Source organism: Enterococcus sp. C76 (assembly GCF_040886985.1).
GTDB lineage: Bacteria > Bacillota > Bacilli > Lactobacillales > Enterococcaceae > Enterococcus_B > Enterococcus_B lactis.
Genome location: NZ_JBFOEY010000015.1, coordinates 1 through 16,221, shown reverse-complemented (window position 1 = coordinate 16,221; position 16,221 = coordinate 1). Strand labels below are relative to the sequence as shown.

Genomic DNA, 16,221 nt, shown 5'->3' with positions numbered 1-16,221 from the left:
GAAAATTTATCACAACCTTTTTTATTTATCAAAAAGGATGCATTCTAAAAGGAAAGAGGAATTTTAAGGAATCGAGAGAATCTTTATAGTAGAGTTATATGTGATAGATTAAATAGTCAAAGAATTGTATCATTAAATGAAGAAATACTATAAGAAAGGAAGAAAAAAATGAATGTTGATTCCCTTATGATCGATGAGATTTCTGAATTATATAAGAGCGTTGGTTGGACGAATTACACAAAAGACACTGCAAGGTTAGCTAGAGCATTTGAACAATCTGAATCTCTGATAAAGCGTAATGGGGAAGGGAAGATTATCGGAATCGTTCGTTGGATCACTGATTTTGCGACGATCGCATTTATTCAAGATATCCTCATTCATCCGAGGTATCAGCGCCAAGGAATAGGCAAAGCGCTTTTGAATGAAGCTTTGGAGAAGATCACCAGTTATGGACCAATCCAAATCGAATTATTGACAGATGATACTGAGAAAACAAAAAAATTTTATGAATCAGTAGGATTTGTTCAAGTAAAAGAAATGGATGGTGTTTCTTATATAAAGGATACTAGAAGATAAGAGGGACTTTTTGGTAATGACAAATACTATGTATAACGTAAAAAGAAAAAAACGGGAGGATAGATTCAAGTATCATTCAATCCATCCTCCAATCCTCGTCTATCTTATTTTTTTATTCACTTCTTTATCAAATACTATTTTTTGTACATTTGGACTAATATAAAAAATGAATACATGATTTTTTTTAAAAGTAAATGCTATACGATAATTTTTTTTATCAATATTGACTTTCATTTCATATATTCCCTTTGCCGAGCGTGTTCGTACTGGTTTTATACGAAAAAAATTATGGTCTACATGCTCTATGACTTTTTTAGAAATAGTTTTTTTGTATGCGAGATGTACCTCTTGCGGAAATTGTTCCAATAGTTCACTGTCAAACTCAACAGTATAATCCATATTTTGCTTCCTTTCTATACGGCTTAAGTGTTGGAATAAGTCATTCATTAGTTTTTGCACTGTTACTTTTCGATGATGGTTACAACTGCTTTGCCGCAAGTCAGTTCTTTTTCCAGCTCGCTCTTTATTTTTATGGCACATGGTTTGGAAAAAGGTGCTGCTTCTTTCCATGAACCAAGTAAAGGATACTCATTACTCATGCCTTTCACATATTGTTTATTTTTGACACCTTTTGTTTTTACTTCTACATAATACATTTGATCATCTTCTTTCTTGCTGTTTTTAGTTCATATTCAAATATATGTAAGCGAAAATGATTATGTATCTATATCTTTATGATAAATAAAAAGAATCAATTTGAAAGTTTTTTTCACTCGATATAACTAATTTGAATAATACATATAATAAAAAGCTATAGTTCTTAAAATATAAATAGTATATAAAAAGAGAGGCTGGGACAGAAGCGTTTAACTCCAAGAAATAAGAAGGAATTCATGAAAATTGCTTTTCAAATTTTTGTGAATTTCAGCTTATTTCCGAAGGAGTTGCTTCTGCTTCCGCCGTTTATACGTGTTTAGATCGTGAAACAAAAGTGTTCTTTACTTTTGTCCCACGCTCTTTCAATGATGCTTGTAACTAACGTAATAAAAACCTGAAACAAAAATAGCTCCGCCAATGATATTTCCAATATAAACGGGGATAAAATTCGAGAGAAATTCTAACCAAGTCGCTTGACCTTCAAATATGGCAGCAGGTATCACAAAACAGTTGGCCACACTATGTTGGAAACCGATTGCCACAAAAATCATGACTGGAAACCAAATCGTTAATACTTTGCCGGCCGCATCTTTTGCCCCATATGATAACCATAACGCTAAACCAACAAACCAATTACAACCTATTCCAGACCCTAATGCTTGCCACCAAGAAACAGCGATTTTATGATCAGCAATATGAATCACTTGGTCGAGATAGACACCTGAATGAGTTAGACCAACAAAGTGTCCAAAGAAGTAGGCTACGAAAATTGCCCCAATAATATTTGCAAAAGTAATCACAGACCAATTTTTAACCAACTGTAAGAATGTGACTTTTTTATCCATAAAGGCAATCGCCACAGCCATCATATTTCCGGTGATCAATTCACCACCGCCAAGAAGGATGACCAGCAGACCGATAGGGAAAACCGAGGCACCAACTAAACTAGTCAAGCTAGCCATAGATTCTGGGATAGAAGCAGAGACACGTACGTATGCCAAATAACCTAGAGAAATCATGGCTCCTCCGATAAACCCTAAAATCAGTTTAGCTAAGATAGGTTTTTGTATTTTTTTTGCTCCAAGATGAATACTGATTTCCATAATTTCTTCTGGTGTGTGCATGATACTTCGACGCCTACTTTCTTAATGAATTTTCATGTGATAAAATATAGTGAAAAAATTCACATTTTTCTTGTTGATTATATCATCTTATTATTTATATGTGCATATTATTGTAAAAATTTTTATTTAATCACATTGGATTCTAAAAAAGAAACAAAAATAAAAGTTATGTATATGGTGGTCAAAAAGTAAATAATATCAGTTATCAAATTTCCTGTAAATTTTCTTGAAACTACAGCATATATTACTTTAAAACAATCTACATTTTTTATAAAAAAGGAAATGAATAACTGAAAAAAATATTATAGGAGATAAAAAATGTCAAAATCTAAAAAAAATATCACCATAATTGGTTTAGGGCTATCTGCATATTTATTTACAGAATTTGTTTATAGACATGTGAATTTATTTGCAGAACCTTTATTCGTATTATATGAATCAAATTCCTCAATCGTCAGAGAACTTGCTAATTTAATGATAGCCTTGCTGTTTACTCCCGCGTTGAGGGTCATAACTATTTTGGTCTGTTTAGTGCTCTTATTTTTTCGTTAATAAAAAGAAATAACGTAGTACTTTGAAAGGTAGAGCGGTAAAAAATATAAATAATAAGACGAACCGAAAATCAATGATTTTTCAATATGCAATATTGTTATTAAATGAAAAAGACACGAAAAATAGTAGATTGCAATTCCCAAAAGTTAGATTTCAGAACTAATAGCGGGTGTATATTAATAATTTTTCGTGTTTAATTGTTTTTATCTTCAGATTATCTACTGATTAATATGTTCTTGATAGGAAGTATATAAAAAAGGTTGTCTATATCAGAGGATCATCAATAAACTGTATCGTTTCCTCAAATACATCATTAAAATAGCCTTTGGCGTATCTAAGACCGCTCAACGCTTTGAGGACAAATGGAACTTGAAAATCAGAAAGTTTATCTGTCATATTGAAGGCACCTGATATTGGAACGAACTCTTTAAGTGAATTAGCCATATGAATTGGACTAGTCTGATTTGCCAAATGATAAAACATTAAGATTGCAGAGTCAGCTGGAAAGTAATTTTGAAGAAACCATTTATAGAAAACATCATCTTTACCATCTGGATTGAATGTAATCGATTTCGTTGTCTTTTTGTTTCTTATTTTCCGTGAGTAGACAAAAAGTCAAAGAAAAAGAATGATAAGAACAAGTTACCTTTCAAAACATGGTAGATACACAGCTTTTTTTGAAAGCAGCTAAGATAGTTTTGATGATATCCTATTGTCTACATTAACTAGAGAACAAATAGGATAGGAGTTTTGACATGGAAAACAATGTAATCAACTTTATCGGTTTAGGATATGTCGGGTTACCTGCAGCTTTAATGTTGCAAAATTCAGGGTATAAAATCATTGGAACAGATAAAAATCAACAGTTGATCAATCAGCTTAATACTGGAAACACACTATTTGAGGAATATGGGATGAATGAATTATATGAAAAAGCTTTGGTGAATGGGATCACTTTTACAACTGAATATCAGGTTGCAGACATCTATATTGTGGCGGTTCCAACACCATTCGATAAAGCAACGAAAAAAATCGATCCTGCTTATTTGATATCTGCTGTCACTTCAATCCATGAAAAATGCAAAGAAGGAGCTTTGATCATTATAGAATCGACGATATCACCCAAAACGATTGATCGTTATGTCCGGCCAGTATTCAAGGATAAAGCGGTCGAACTTTGCCATGCGCCCGAACGGATTTTACCTGGAAATATTTTATATGAATTGAAGAATAATGCTAGAACGATCGGGGCAGATACTATTGAAGTAGCTGAGAAAGTGAAAAAAATTTATCAAAGCTTTTGTGATGGAGAATTTATGCTTACGTCCATAAAAGCAGCTGAATTAACGAAAGTAGTTGAGAATACTTTCAGGGATGTTAATATCGCTTTCGCCAATGAACTAAAACAAATCTGCGATCAGGAAGACTTAGATGTTTTTGAGGTGATTGATATTGCAAACAAACACCCAAGAGTCAATATTTTAACTCCAGGAACAGGTGTAGGTGGACACTGTATTTCTGTTGACCCTTGGTTTTTAGTAGGAGATTATCCAGAAACAGCCAAGCTGATTAGACAAGCGCGAGAAGTAAATGATCAGGTCCCTAAGACAATTTTTGATCGGACGATCCACTTGATGAATCAATGTTATCCTGGAAAAACGCTAGGTGTCTATGGATTATCCTATAAAAATAATGTAGGAGACGTCCGAGAAAGTCCAAGCCTCCAAATGTATAACTATATGAAGACGCAACAAAAAGAATCAATTGTTTTTTATGATCCTTTAGTAGATAAAAAAATCGTCGCCAATCAATCCTTTGATCTTATCGAATTCCTTGATACTGTCGATGTCGTGTTAGTGATGAACAAACATCGCCAACTGTTTGACTTTATGGAGCTATTCGAACAAAAAAAGGTCGTTTTGATCGACCCGGTTGGAACGATGGATAATGTCGTTCATTTATAGAATGGAAAAGGGAAGGATCCAAGAGTTGATGAATTCCGAGTATAAGTTGCGAACAAATAAAAAAATGATATCTAATTCCTTAAGTTTATATTAGGAATAATAAGATTAAAATTAAGTCCGTTTTTTTTTAAAATTGAAGAATTGGGATAGAAGAGGATGATACTAAAATGGACAAAAGGGTAAAACTATTAGGTACGTCTGTAGATGCCTTTACTTTCGATGAAACGATCGAAAAGATGATCGAAGTGATAAAAAAACGTCAAGTTACTCAACATGTTGTACTAAATGCAAATAAAATTAATTTAATGTATAAAGATGAGAAGTTGAAAAAAATAATTGAGGGATGTGGCATTATAAATGCGGATGGACAATCAGTTGTCTGGGCCGACCGTTTGTTCAATCACGTAGTCCCTGAGAGAGTCACAGGAATTGATCTTTTTGAAAAATTGGTGGAAGTTGCTGCTAATGCTGGGTTTCGTGTCTTTTATTTAGGCGCTACACAAGATGTAGTAGAAAAAGTTATTGCTAAGCATAAAAAAGATTATCCGGAATTGCAGATTGCTGGTTATAGGAATGGTTACTTCGATAAAGAGAAATCAGAAGAAATAGTTAAAGAAATCGCTGATTCTTCAGCTGATATCCTATTTTTAGCTATTCCTTCTCCAGATAAAGAATATTGGTTAGATAAATATAAAGAATCGTTAAATGTACCATTACTGATTGGAGTAGGTGGAAGCTTCGATGTTGTTGCGGGAAAAGTAAAAAGAGCGCCTAAGTTTTTCCAAAAAATGGGTTTAGAATGGTTTTATCGATTTATCCAAGAACCTCACAAAATGTTCAAACGGTATTTTTTTGGAAACTTAGAATTTATCGGTCACGTAATTGCAGAAAAAAGGAAATCACTACTTAAGAATCAAATAAAGGAGTAAGCGGCGAATTTTATCGCATGAGAAGTTCTCTGTGAATGAATAATTATACTTATAAATAACGCAACGATATTGGAGGAAATAATATGAAAGTTTTGATGGTGGGCCCTAGTAAAGATTCTCTAGGAGGGATTTCTACTGTTATTAGAAATATATATGAAGCTAAAAAAAATTATGAAGTTCTATTGATGAATAATTGGCAAGAAAATAATCGAAATAAACCATTTCTGAAAAATTTTTTCAACATAAGAAAAGTAATTAAACGTGAAAAAATCGATATTGTTCATTTTCACGTGGCTCAAAATGGCAGTTTTTATAGAAAAGGTCTTTTACTTTTACATACACCCAAATCTGTAAAAACAGTTTTCCATATACATGCTTCAAGTTTTGATGAATTTTATGAAGAATCAAATCACATAGAGAAATGCTTTATCAAAAGTATTTTGGATAAAGCAGATTTAATTGTGGCTGTATCAGAAAGCTGGAAAGAATATTATACCAATATTACTGATACAAAAGTGATATCTATAAATAATGCCGTAAAAGTGAACGATACAAACAATTACAATCTTTATTCAAAAAATATAGTGACTTTGGGCAGAATAGGTAAGCGAAAAGGCTCTTACGATATATTGAAGGTTGCAGAACTAGTATATAAAGAACGACCTGATATAAATTTCTATCTATACGGTGATGGGGAGGTTGAAAAGTTAGAAAAAGAAGCGGAGGATATACCAAATGTGCATATAAAAAAATGGTTAGATGAAGAAGGAAAGGAGCAACGATTTCTGGACACTGCTCTTCACTTCTTACCTTCTTATCATGAAGGATTACCTATGGCTGTTTTAGAAACGATGAGTGCTGGAATTCCCAATCTAACCACAGATGTAGGAGGACTATCAACAGTCATAAATGAGGGAATAAATGGTTTTATTACTAAGCCGGGTCATATTAAGAAGATGGCAGAAACTATCTTAGGTTATATGGATTTAGATGATGCTGAAAAATTAAAAATCTCAAAAAACGCTACTGATACGATCAGTGACATGTTTAGTATGGATAAATATATTGAGAAGTGGTGTATTATATATGAATCGCTACTGGTAGCGAATGATTAAATCATTTTTAGGTAGAATAAATCTACTAGTAAATACTAAAAAACGAATGGAGTGAAAGTTATGATCGATTTACATTGTCATATACTTCCAGGTATAGACGACGGTCCAGAAACACTTGATAAAAGTATAGAGATGGCACACGAAGCGATCAAGCAAGGGATTACTCATATTTTGTGCACCCCACATCACAACAATGGACAATTTTGTAATCCTGCTCGTAAAGTCATCCCGTTGGTACAAAATTTACAGCACGAATTCGATCAACGAGGAATTGAGTTAACTTTATTCGAAGGTCAAGAGATACGTTTGACTTGGAAATTGATAGAAGACATCGAATCTAAAAATATTTTATTTACAGACCTGAATAATCAATATTTGCTAATTGAATTTCCTACAATGGAAGTGCCCTCTTATTCTGAAAAGTTATTTTTTCAACTGATTGAAAGAGGGCATACTCCTGTGATTGTACATCCAGAGCGAAATGCAGTTTTTGCAAAAGATCCCAATCGGCTGATTCCCTATTTAGAAATGGGGGCTTTGACACAGTTAACAGCTCCTAGTCTTGTGGTTTTTTTTGGTAAAAAAATCCAAAAAGTAGCAAAACTCATGCTGGAAAATAGAATGATCTATATGGTCGCTTCTGATGCACATAGTATCCAAGATCGAGGCTTTTATTTAAAGGAAGCATATCAAGAAATTGAAAAGACATGGGGAATCGAATATGTTGATGCAATGAAGCAGATGACAAAAGATTTATTGAATGGAGATACGGTACAACGTCCAGATTTTCAAAAAATCAAGCGTCATCGTTTTTTTTATTTGTCAACTAATTAGTGATTGGTAATGCTTCTATGTATGAATGAATGCTGAATTTAGCAACTCTAAAAGGAGAGAAAAAGCGGCAGCTTGTCTTAGCTTTTACTCTCCTTAGTAGTTAAAGAGTGATATTAATTTGATGAGTGTTCTGCTTTTTTATTACGCATGATTTCGCGTATCTTCATTTCTAAGATATAAAAGTCAAGCCTCGTCGGATCTTTGGGTATAACTATAGTAGGAACTGAAGAAAATTCAGATATACTTGCTTTTTTTGTAGAGATTAAAAGGTCTAGAGAATGAATTTCATGTAAAGAATCGTAGTGTGTATAGATTTCTAGTTTGAACACGCCCTTAAATTCATTCTTAATCGTTCTTATCAAATAAAGTTCTGCTAAATTTGATAAATCTGATATAAAAAGTATTTTGAAAGATGCTTCTATTTTTTGAATTGGGACAATCATTTTAAGTAATATCGGATAAATAGACATTAAATAGTTTGTTTCTTTGAAAATAGCAAATTTTGTTTCTTCGTATAATGAATCAATTAGGTCTATCGTTCTTTTTTTTAATTCCGCAGAAACAGATTCATGGGTGTATATCCTAGGGTCAAGTATAATGTCTGATTGAGTAGAATTGACGTTTCCAAATAGTTGGCAATATAAATGGGTACTGTACAAACTCTTGTTGATGATGCTCAAGTCATCTTTTGAAACAGAGTAGTTTTGCTCATAAATATAGATTCTTTTAAAAGCTTCAACTGATTGATACAACTCTGTTTTTCGCTTATGATGGAAAGCTAAAAATTTATTCCAAATAAACGTATCATTAAATACAACATCTTTCGTAAAAAGATAAAGGTATAAAAAACCAACTTCATCTCGTTGTTCCATTTTCTTTGGTAGAGCACCATTCAAATAATTGAAAAATGTATCAAACAGATCATTTCCATCAATTTCTTCTAGCAATTCTTTGCTTAAAACAATTATTTCACCTGTTTTTGTTCGTTCAATCATTACCGCAATCATACAGAACAGATCTTTGTATTGAAAATCTGATAGACTCAAATGAAAAAATTTCACCATTCTCTCCATTATTTTTTCAGTGATTAACTTTGTGGTTTCACTATACAACCATTCACCTTTCATATATGAGGTAAATAACAATAGAAATGTAAATCTGCGTATTTGGTACTCATTACCAGTTAATTCTAATGATCTGCGCTCAATTGATATTCCCCTTGGTGCCAATCTTTTCCGAAAGTCATTTATGATCCGCCATAAAGAGGCCTCACTGATATAATTTTCCTGAGAAAACTGAATGATTGAAGTATTACTTGAAAAGAAAATTTGTATCAAAATTTGATAGTGAATAGTTGATTTAATCATTTTGAAATATAAATTTTCCAAAGCAGGAGCAAAATCATAGTGTAAAAAGTAGCCCTTGTTTCCATAATGCTCCAATTGAATCTCATTATCAAGAGAGAAAGAATGAATATCTTCTTCAATAAAAGTGAGATATTTTGTAAGTGTTCGGGTAGTCATATTCAATTCTGAAGAGAGTTCATCTAATAACACCCAATTCTTTTTTTTCTTTAAATAGGAAAGAATTTCAATTTTTATAGATGTCTCTTTACCAAATAAATCTACGATTTGACTAATTTGAAGCATACTTTATCCAACACTCCTTTGATGGTAAACATGGTTCCTGATATTTAAGAAGCCTAATTATATCACTAAAGAAAGAAAACCACTCGTCAAATACACACATAAAATGTACAAATTATGATGATTGACAACTGAGTATTTGTATTATCCTATTCTATGTTGAGCTAGAAGCATAGAATCATTTTAGAGAGGAGAAATACATTGGGAAACCGAGTAAAAACAAATATTTTTTTAGCTTTGATAGTGATATTTCCCTTAGTAGATACCTTCAATGGAATGTTTATTACATATGGCTATAATATCCCACTAGGAACGATTTACCGAGTTTGTCTTATTTTATACATTGTTTATGGGATTTTATCATCAGAAATAGGAAAGATGAAACGATCTATTTTGCTTTTAATTCTCCCTTTTTTATTGATGTTTATTTGTATCATTCAATCCTTTTTTTTCAATACAAGTTTTTCATTATTGGTGAAAGAGTTTTCTTATGTTGTTCGCTTTTCATTATGCTTGATCATCCCAATTTTTGCAAAACAGTTTGAAGACCATTTTTCAATAAAAAAATTGATCATAATTACTCTACTGATAGACCTTTTTCTTATTGGTGGTTTAGTAATACCTTATGCGTTAGGTATAGGGAATAGTACTTATGATGGAACAGCAGGATTCAAAGGATTTTATTATGCTACAAACGACATAACTTATGCCTTTTTGATTATGGTTTTTTTTATTGGTTGGTTTCTCAGTCATCAAGCTAAAAATATATTATTAGAATATAGTTTATTGGTTCTTTATTTCCTTAATATGTATTGTTTAGTTCTTTTAGGAACGAAGTCTGGATTATTGACAGGTGCTGTTTATTCTTGCTATCTGATTTTTTATTTTCTTAGGTACTATAGAAGTAAAACGCTGTATGGTCAGTTCTTCATTTTTGAGTTTCTATTAACCATGCTGTTTTTATTCTTTTTAAAAGGAAAAGAAATATTAATGGAATCATTATCAAGTGTTATCGCACGTTTTACTTACTTTAAAGTACTTTACCAAGATGATTGGACAAGACTATTATTAAGTTCTAGAAATGTATATTTAAAAGATGCTATTACACAATACCTACAGGATCCAAATAATCATTACACCTTTTTCTTTGGTTCAGGTTTTGAAAATCGTCGGAACTGGTATGAAAGAAAGGGTGGTTTAATAGAAATGGACTTTTTCGATATGTTTTTTTCTTATGGCATCATTGGAACAGTGATTCTTCTAATGGTCATTTTTTATTATTTTCAACTATCAAATTATAAGTTTACGAATAAATTTTGTTTATTTTTGTTGTTTTTTACAATAATTTATAGTTTTTTTGTCGGACATGTCTTTTTCTCTGCGTTATCTGCGACAGTTTTAGGTTTTGTCGGTTTGTTCACTCAGCTTATACAAAAGAACAGATCATCTTGGTAAGGAGGAGAATTCTCTCATGTATTCATTTAAGGACTTTCTGATTTTTCTTTGGTCTCGAAAGAAAATCATTCAAATAACAATGCTATTGTATATTATAGTTCTTTGCGGTGTCTTCATTTCTATGAGGGGGTTTCAATACAGTAACCAAGTCGCATTTTTGATACCTGTCACTGAAATTAGCGCACAAGGAACAACCAATGCGGAAGATGATGAGTTTGAAAAAGAAAATGAGATTATTAATAGTAATCTTAAATTGATACACACCTATAAAGAAATAGTGAAAAGTGATCTACTTATACAAAAGATACAGAAAAGTAATCCGCGGTTAAGTACAAATGACATCCGCGACTCTTTAAAAGTTACTAGTAATTTAGATTCACAGATATTTACTATAACAATTACAACAAATGATTCGCTTCGAAGTACAGAGATTGCCACAGCACTAAGTAAAAATCTTCCTGAAGTAGCACAAGATATGAGATTACCAAAAAAAATATTTCTACTATCTACAGATTCTTTCCAAACAAGACGTTCTCCAAGCTTTATTAAACTGATCATTAGTTGTTTGTTTATCGCGTTTATTTTTGGTACATCAACCGTATTTTTTTGGTTTTATTTTTATGAAAGAAAATTTGTAAAAGACCCAGTACTAGGGGATTCCTTAGTAGGATTTGAGATTATAGGAATGATTGATTTTTACAAATCAAAAATATAAATATAATGAATGAGGAACTAATTGAACTTATTGGTAGTTCAGAATTGGTTTATTCACTATAAATAAAAGAATATAACTTCTCTAAGTAGCCAGGAAACAAATGAGTATACCCAGTACTCACTCGTTTTCTGGCTATTGTTGTATATCCACATGAGAAAATTATATGTTTAATCATAAAAATTGTAAGGGTTAACTACTAAAATAAAAGGTCAAAACCAAAAAAATTCGTTAAGTTTTTGGTTCAGGTAGTAATCAAGATAAGTAGAAATAATAAATGAGCATGAAGAATACAAATATAGAAAGATAAAAACAGAATGAAACGTTTTCTGATTTTAACTAACGAGTATTTACATAAAAAGATTCAAAAAAATGACAAATAGTTGAAGGTTCAATAATCGTTTTCTGAATTATGATAATCCTGTCATTAGTAGAGAGTTCGTTAACGAAGTTTTGAAAAAAACGTGATCAACTTTTAGGAAGTGAAAAAATGAAAGATATTTATGACTTGGATTCTTCTAATGAAAAATTTGAAATACATGAGCAGACCCATCTGAATACATCTAATTTTTTGTTAGGAGGGGTGAAAAGATTCATTGACATTAGTGTAAGTATCTTAGGATTGATACTTCTTTTTGTACCTTTCATTTTTGTCGCTCTACTCATAAAAATAGATGATCCTAAAGGACCAATTTTCTTCTGTCAAACTCGTATCGGCTTATTGGGGAAGCCGTTTATCTTATACAAATTTCGTACGATGTCTGTAGGAGCTGAAGATCAATTATCGGAATTAATCGAAGAAAATGAAATTCAGGGACCAATGTTTAAAATGAAACATGATCCGAGAGTGACTCGCATTGGCTCCGTATTAAGAAAGCTTAGTATTGATGAATTTCCACAGTTACTGAATGTATTGAAGGGAGATATGTCTATTGTCGGTCCTAGACCTGCATTGCCACAGGAAGTGGAACAATATTCTGACTATCATCGATTAAGATTACTAGTAAAACCAGGTTGTACAGGATTATGGCAAGTAAGTGGCAGAAATAATCTTCATTTCGAAGAGATGATTGAGTTGGATCTAACTTATATTGATAAAGGAAGTTTTTTACTAGACATAGAAATAATGATCAAAACGGTACTAGTGATCATTACACAAGACGGGGCCTATTAGTCTTATATATAAACAGTTGGAGGCAATAAACTATTATGGACGAGAATATCAATTTGTCGCTGCTATTTCGAACAATCAAAGAAAAAATACCTATTATTCTCTTTTTTGGTGTAGCAGGAATAATCATTGGAGGACTTATCTCTTTTTTCTGGATTACTCCACAATACAGCTCACAAACACAAATGATTGTTACAACAGAAACCACAGAAGAAAATCTATCAGATGAGATCACTGCTAATTTACAGCTAGTCAAGACATACAAAGAACTAGTAACAAGTGATCTAGTTCTAGGACAAGTACAAAAAAAGTTGAAAAATGAATTAAATCAGAACATGTCTATTAACCAGCTTAAAGAAGCAGTTACATTGTCACAACAGCAAGATTCACTTTTTTTCTCTATTCAAGCAATTAGTGATGATCCTAGCTTAGCAGCTTTTATAGCTAACACAAGCTCTCAGGTATTTAAAGAATCTTTGGCTCAAAGTCATATTCCTGGTGACATTTCGATTACGACTGAGGCAGTAGCAAATAACTCACCGATTTCTCCTAATCACAAATTGAACTTGGTACTAGGTTTATTCGTTGGGCTGACTCTTGGATTGTTATTTGTTTTACTACGATTGAGTTTTGACCAAGCAATTAAATCTGAACAGGCAATCTACGATATATTCAATATTAATGCATTAGGGATCATTCCAAATACCACTAATTTAGATATGAAAATGACTACGAAAGATAAGGAGCTTCTAAAAAGAAATATTTCAGAAGAAACTCTTTCTATATCCAGAAAAGAACGAAGAAGAGTTTAAATGAGGAGTGATATTTAATGAAAGAACGAGAAACAAAATTGATTGCTATAGAGAATAGATTTTCACCAATTACAGAACAGTATCGTAATGTTCGAACAAGTATTCAATTTGCTTCCTCTGAAAGCAATCCACTAAAAACAGTGCTCGTTACCTCTACAGAACAAGCAGAAGGAAAGACGACTGTTGCTAGCAATCTAGCTGTTGTAATGGCAGAGACCAATATAAAAGTATTACTGATTGATGGAGACTTGCGACGAGCGACTGCGGGGAAAATCTTCAACATACGTACGGGTCAGACAGTAGGATTAAGCACACTCTTAAGTAATCCTGAACGTTTGCCAGAAGAAGCAATTCAAAATACTCAGATAAAAAATCTTGATTTTCTACCTGCCGGGCCGATTGCACCCAATCCATCAGAACTATTGAGTTCTAATCGATTAGATGAAATTTTGGATCTATTAAAAGAACAATATGACTTTATTATTGTGGATTCCCCACCACTACTAGTAGTGACAGATGCACAAATATTTTCTTCAAAAGTAGATGGCGTCATCTTAGTTGTTCGAGAGAATCGAACAAAAAGGAATAATTTGATGAAATGTAAACTTTTGCTCGAACGATCAAAAGCATTTTTGATCGGCGTCGTTTACAACGGAGCCAAGTCTGCAAGGAATGGAAAGTACAAATATTACAAGTATTAGAGGGGGTGATCTATGAATACGGCGGTTAATAAGCAATTCATAATGGGTAAAGGAGAGGAGAAAATACAATGAAAAACAAAAAATTACTATCTATCGGTGCTAGCAGCTTGATGCTTTTGAATGCAGGCTTAGCACCAGCAACAGCATTAGCTGAAGAAAATAAGACCCAAAAAACGGAAGCTACTGGAGAACAATCTTCAGAACTAAAAAATAATTTGGCAGAGGATCCTTTAGCAAAAATCACGAATGGAGGTACTCAGTCATCAACGCAACAATCAAACAATATTCCTACCAGTGAAGAAACAAATAAAAGTACTGCCACAACCCAAACAAAAGGAGCTACAAGTACATCTGAATCTTCTGGCGCTGACTCATCAACAGTGCAAACAGAGCAATCCTCAAGTACAGTAGCATCATCTGATACCGGAACATCCACAACTCAAACAGAAAAATCATCCACTAAAGTTACATCTGATGATGTGAAGAAACCAGAAGATAGTTCTATTCAAACAAAAAGTATTGATGTCCTTGCTAACGGTACTGCCACAGTAGATACCAATACGGGTAAGCCATTAGTTATCCATGAGAAAAAGACAGAGGGTATATTAAATATTAAGTTTCATGTAGATTCTACGTTAAGTATGGCTGTTCAAGACAATACTTATTATCAAGTGAAACTACCTGATGAATTCAAACCATTGTTACAAGATCCACGTTTTATTGATTATTTATCGGGAAAAGTTGACATAAGTAGAGGATTGCATATTCCTGTTGTTAAAGAGACAAAATATGACCGCTCAGATATTACAGTCGATTCAAATAAGAGTACAATCTTGCTTAAAAACCCTTCATTCACAACAGTATTATCTTTAGTTTTGCATGGCAACTTTGAATTGGATATTGATCTTGGTGGTTTTGCTACCGATACAGGAATTAGGATTCCAAATTCAATAGATGGTAAATACCACTTTGCCACAGCTTGGACTCCAAATAATAACATTTTAGATTGGGCGGTTTTAGGAAATAAAACTGATAAATGTGATTTGGAATATGATCAGCTCGATCCAGCCTATGGAACAGAAAAACCTGTCATAACAGCTTCTGATCGTAAAATTAGTTTAGGCCAAGATTTCACGGGTGCTTTCGCTATGCAAGGTGTCTCAGCTTTTGACGAAGAAGACGGAGACATCACCAAAGACGTTGTGATTGCAGACGGTAATGTGAACTCTAATGTGGTCGGAACCTATCCTATCACATATAAAGTAACAGATAGCCATGGTTTGTTTGCAACTAAAACAATTAACGTCACTGTTAGCGAAAACAAGCCACCAGTTATCCATGCAGAAAATAGAACTATCGATAAAGGAGAACTCTTTAATCCATATGACGGGGTTACTGCTACTGACGAAGAAGATGGAGATCTGACCGATCAAGTAGAAGTTTCGGTTAATCAAGTGGATACGAATATTCCTGGTCAGTACAACGTTATTTATACAGTAAAGGACAGTCAAGGTCTTACTGCCAAGAAAACAATCATAGTTACAGTAAATGATACTGCCGGAAAAATTGATCCAAATGATTATACTGTTGGTGGAACTTTGATTTCAGGTACGTATGAAGGAGCAGTTTCTTCTCTGAAACTATATGTTGACGGTAATCCTATTTCTAATGATCCAGTAATGGATAATGGGAAATTTACTTTCTCAGTAGGTAAAGATTTAATCAACATAAAATCGAATGTAGTTGTAGTTGCTTACAATAAAAATAACGAAGAAGTAGATAGAAAAACAGTAACCGTTATAGATAATAAACAAGGAACAATCACACCAGATGAGTATACAGTTGGAGACCAATTTATTACAGGAACCTACACAGGTGATGTCAAAAAAGCCCATATATTCATCAATGGCACATCAGGTTCTTGGGGCGGCTCCTTTGACAATAATGGTCGATTCAAATTCTATGTTGGGAGC

Annotated in this window: 15 protein-coding genes; 11 read left to right on the top strand and 4 right to left on the bottom strand. The window is 32.8% G+C overall.

The annotated features are described in order from the left end of the window. Nucleotides 1–168: 168 nt before the first annotated feature. The gene (locus tag AB3I00_RS13855; protein WP_368025513.1) at nucleotides 169–576 is read left to right on the top strand and encodes a GNAT family N-acetyltransferase; all 408 of its coding nucleotides are present in this window, start codon (nucleotides 169–171) and stop codon (nucleotides 574–576) included. Nucleotides 577–675: 99 nt separating this feature from the next. Here AB3I00_RS13855 and AB3I00_RS13850 read toward each other — a convergent pair whose 3' ends face one another. The 3 genes from AB3I00_RS13850 to AB3I00_RS13840 form a co-directional block, all read right to left on the bottom strand. Beyond that, nucleotides 676–975 (bottom strand): hypothetical protein, encoded by a 300-nt coding sequence (locus AB3I00_RS13850; protein ID WP_187169556.1) that lies wholly within the window; start codon nucleotides 973–975, stop codon nucleotides 676–678. 62 nt (nucleotides 976–1,037) lie between these two features. Then, complete coding sequence (locus AB3I00_RS13845) at nucleotides 1,038–1,232, bottom strand: hypothetical protein (RefSeq protein WP_002292375.1); 195 nt, start codon at nucleotides 1,230–1,232, stop codon at nucleotides 1,038–1,040. A 363-nt stretch (nucleotides 1,233–1,595) separates the two neighbouring features. Then, entirely contained in the window at nucleotides 1,596–2,357 is a 762-nt protein-coding gene (locus AB3I00_RS13840; RefSeq protein ID WP_010732827.1) for a formate/nitrite transporter family protein, read from the bottom strand. Between the two features lie 1,307 nt (nucleotides 2,358–3,664). Between AB3I00_RS13840 and AB3I00_RS13835 the strand changes: the two genes are divergently transcribed. From AB3I00_RS13835 to AB3I00_RS13820, 4 genes are all read left to right on the top strand, one after another. Beyond that, nucleotides 3,665–4,873: a nucleotide sugar dehydrogenase gene (locus AB3I00_RS13835; protein ID WP_368025512.1), complete on the top strand. Its 1,209-nt coding sequence runs from the start codon at nucleotides 3,665–3,667 to the stop codon at nucleotides 4,871–4,873. Between the two features lie 167 nt (nucleotides 4,874–5,040). After that, entirely contained in the window at nucleotides 5,041–5,802 is a 762-nt protein-coding gene (locus AB3I00_RS13830) for a WecB/TagA/CpsF family glycosyltransferase (protein ID WP_368025511.1), read from the top strand. 83 nt (nucleotides 5,803–5,885) lie between these two features. Continuing rightward, nucleotides 5,886–6,917: a glycosyltransferase family 4 protein gene (locus AB3I00_RS13825; protein WP_368025510.1), complete on the top strand. Its 1,032-nt coding sequence runs from the start codon at nucleotides 5,886–5,888 to the stop codon at nucleotides 6,915–6,917. A 60-nt stretch (nucleotides 6,918–6,977) separates the two neighbouring features. Continuing rightward, the gene (locus AB3I00_RS13820) at nucleotides 6,978–7,751 is read left to right on the top strand and encodes a tyrosine-protein phosphatase (protein ID WP_368025509.1); all 774 of its coding nucleotides are present in this window, start codon (nucleotides 6,978–6,980) and stop codon (nucleotides 7,749–7,751) included. A gap of 113 nt (nucleotides 7,752–7,864) precedes the next feature. Here the strand turns inward: AB3I00_RS13820 and AB3I00_RS13815 are convergent, their stop codons facing one another. Continuing rightward, complete coding sequence (locus AB3I00_RS13815; protein ID WP_368025508.1) at nucleotides 7,865–9,400, bottom strand: helix-turn-helix domain-containing protein; 1,536 nt, start codon at nucleotides 9,398–9,400, stop codon at nucleotides 7,865–7,867. 198 nt (nucleotides 9,401–9,598) lie between these two features. Between AB3I00_RS13815 and AB3I00_RS13810 the strand changes: the two genes are divergently transcribed. From AB3I00_RS13810 to AB3I00_RS13785, 6 genes are all read left to right on the top strand, one after another. Continuing rightward, nucleotides 9,599–10,852 carry an O-antigen ligase family protein gene (locus AB3I00_RS13810; protein WP_104764572.1) on the top strand — a complete coding sequence of 418 codons (1,254 nt, stop codon included), beginning with the start codon at nucleotides 9,599–9,601 and terminating at the stop codon, nucleotides 10,850–10,852. Nucleotides 10,853–10,868: 16 nt separating this feature from the next. After that, nucleotides 10,869–11,567 (top strand): hypothetical protein, encoded by a 699-nt coding sequence (locus AB3I00_RS13805; RefSeq protein WP_104764573.1) that lies wholly within the window; start codon nucleotides 10,869–10,871, stop codon nucleotides 11,565–11,567. A 487-nt stretch (nucleotides 11,568–12,054) separates the two neighbouring features. Beyond that, nucleotides 12,055–12,738 (top strand): sugar transferase, encoded by a 684-nt coding sequence (locus AB3I00_RS13800; protein WP_104764574.1) that lies wholly within the window; start codon nucleotides 12,055–12,057, stop codon nucleotides 12,736–12,738. 35 nt (nucleotides 12,739–12,773) lie between these two features. Then, the gene (locus tag AB3I00_RS13795; RefSeq protein WP_368025507.1) at nucleotides 12,774–13,547 is read left to right on the top strand and encodes a YveK family protein; all 774 of its coding nucleotides are present in this window, start codon (nucleotides 12,774–12,776) and stop codon (nucleotides 13,545–13,547) included. A gap of 17 nt (nucleotides 13,548–13,564) precedes the next feature. Continuing rightward, the gene (locus AB3I00_RS13790) at nucleotides 13,565–14,248 is read left to right on the top strand and encodes a CpsD/CapB family tyrosine-protein kinase (RefSeq protein WP_368025506.1); all 684 of its coding nucleotides are present in this window, start codon (nucleotides 13,565–13,567) and stop codon (nucleotides 14,246–14,248) included. A gap of 68 nt (nucleotides 14,249–14,316) precedes the next feature. Then, on the top strand, nucleotides 14,317–16,221 hold a 1,905-nt coding region (locus AB3I00_RS13785), incomplete at its 3' end, for an immunoglobulin-like domain-containing protein (protein WP_368025505.1).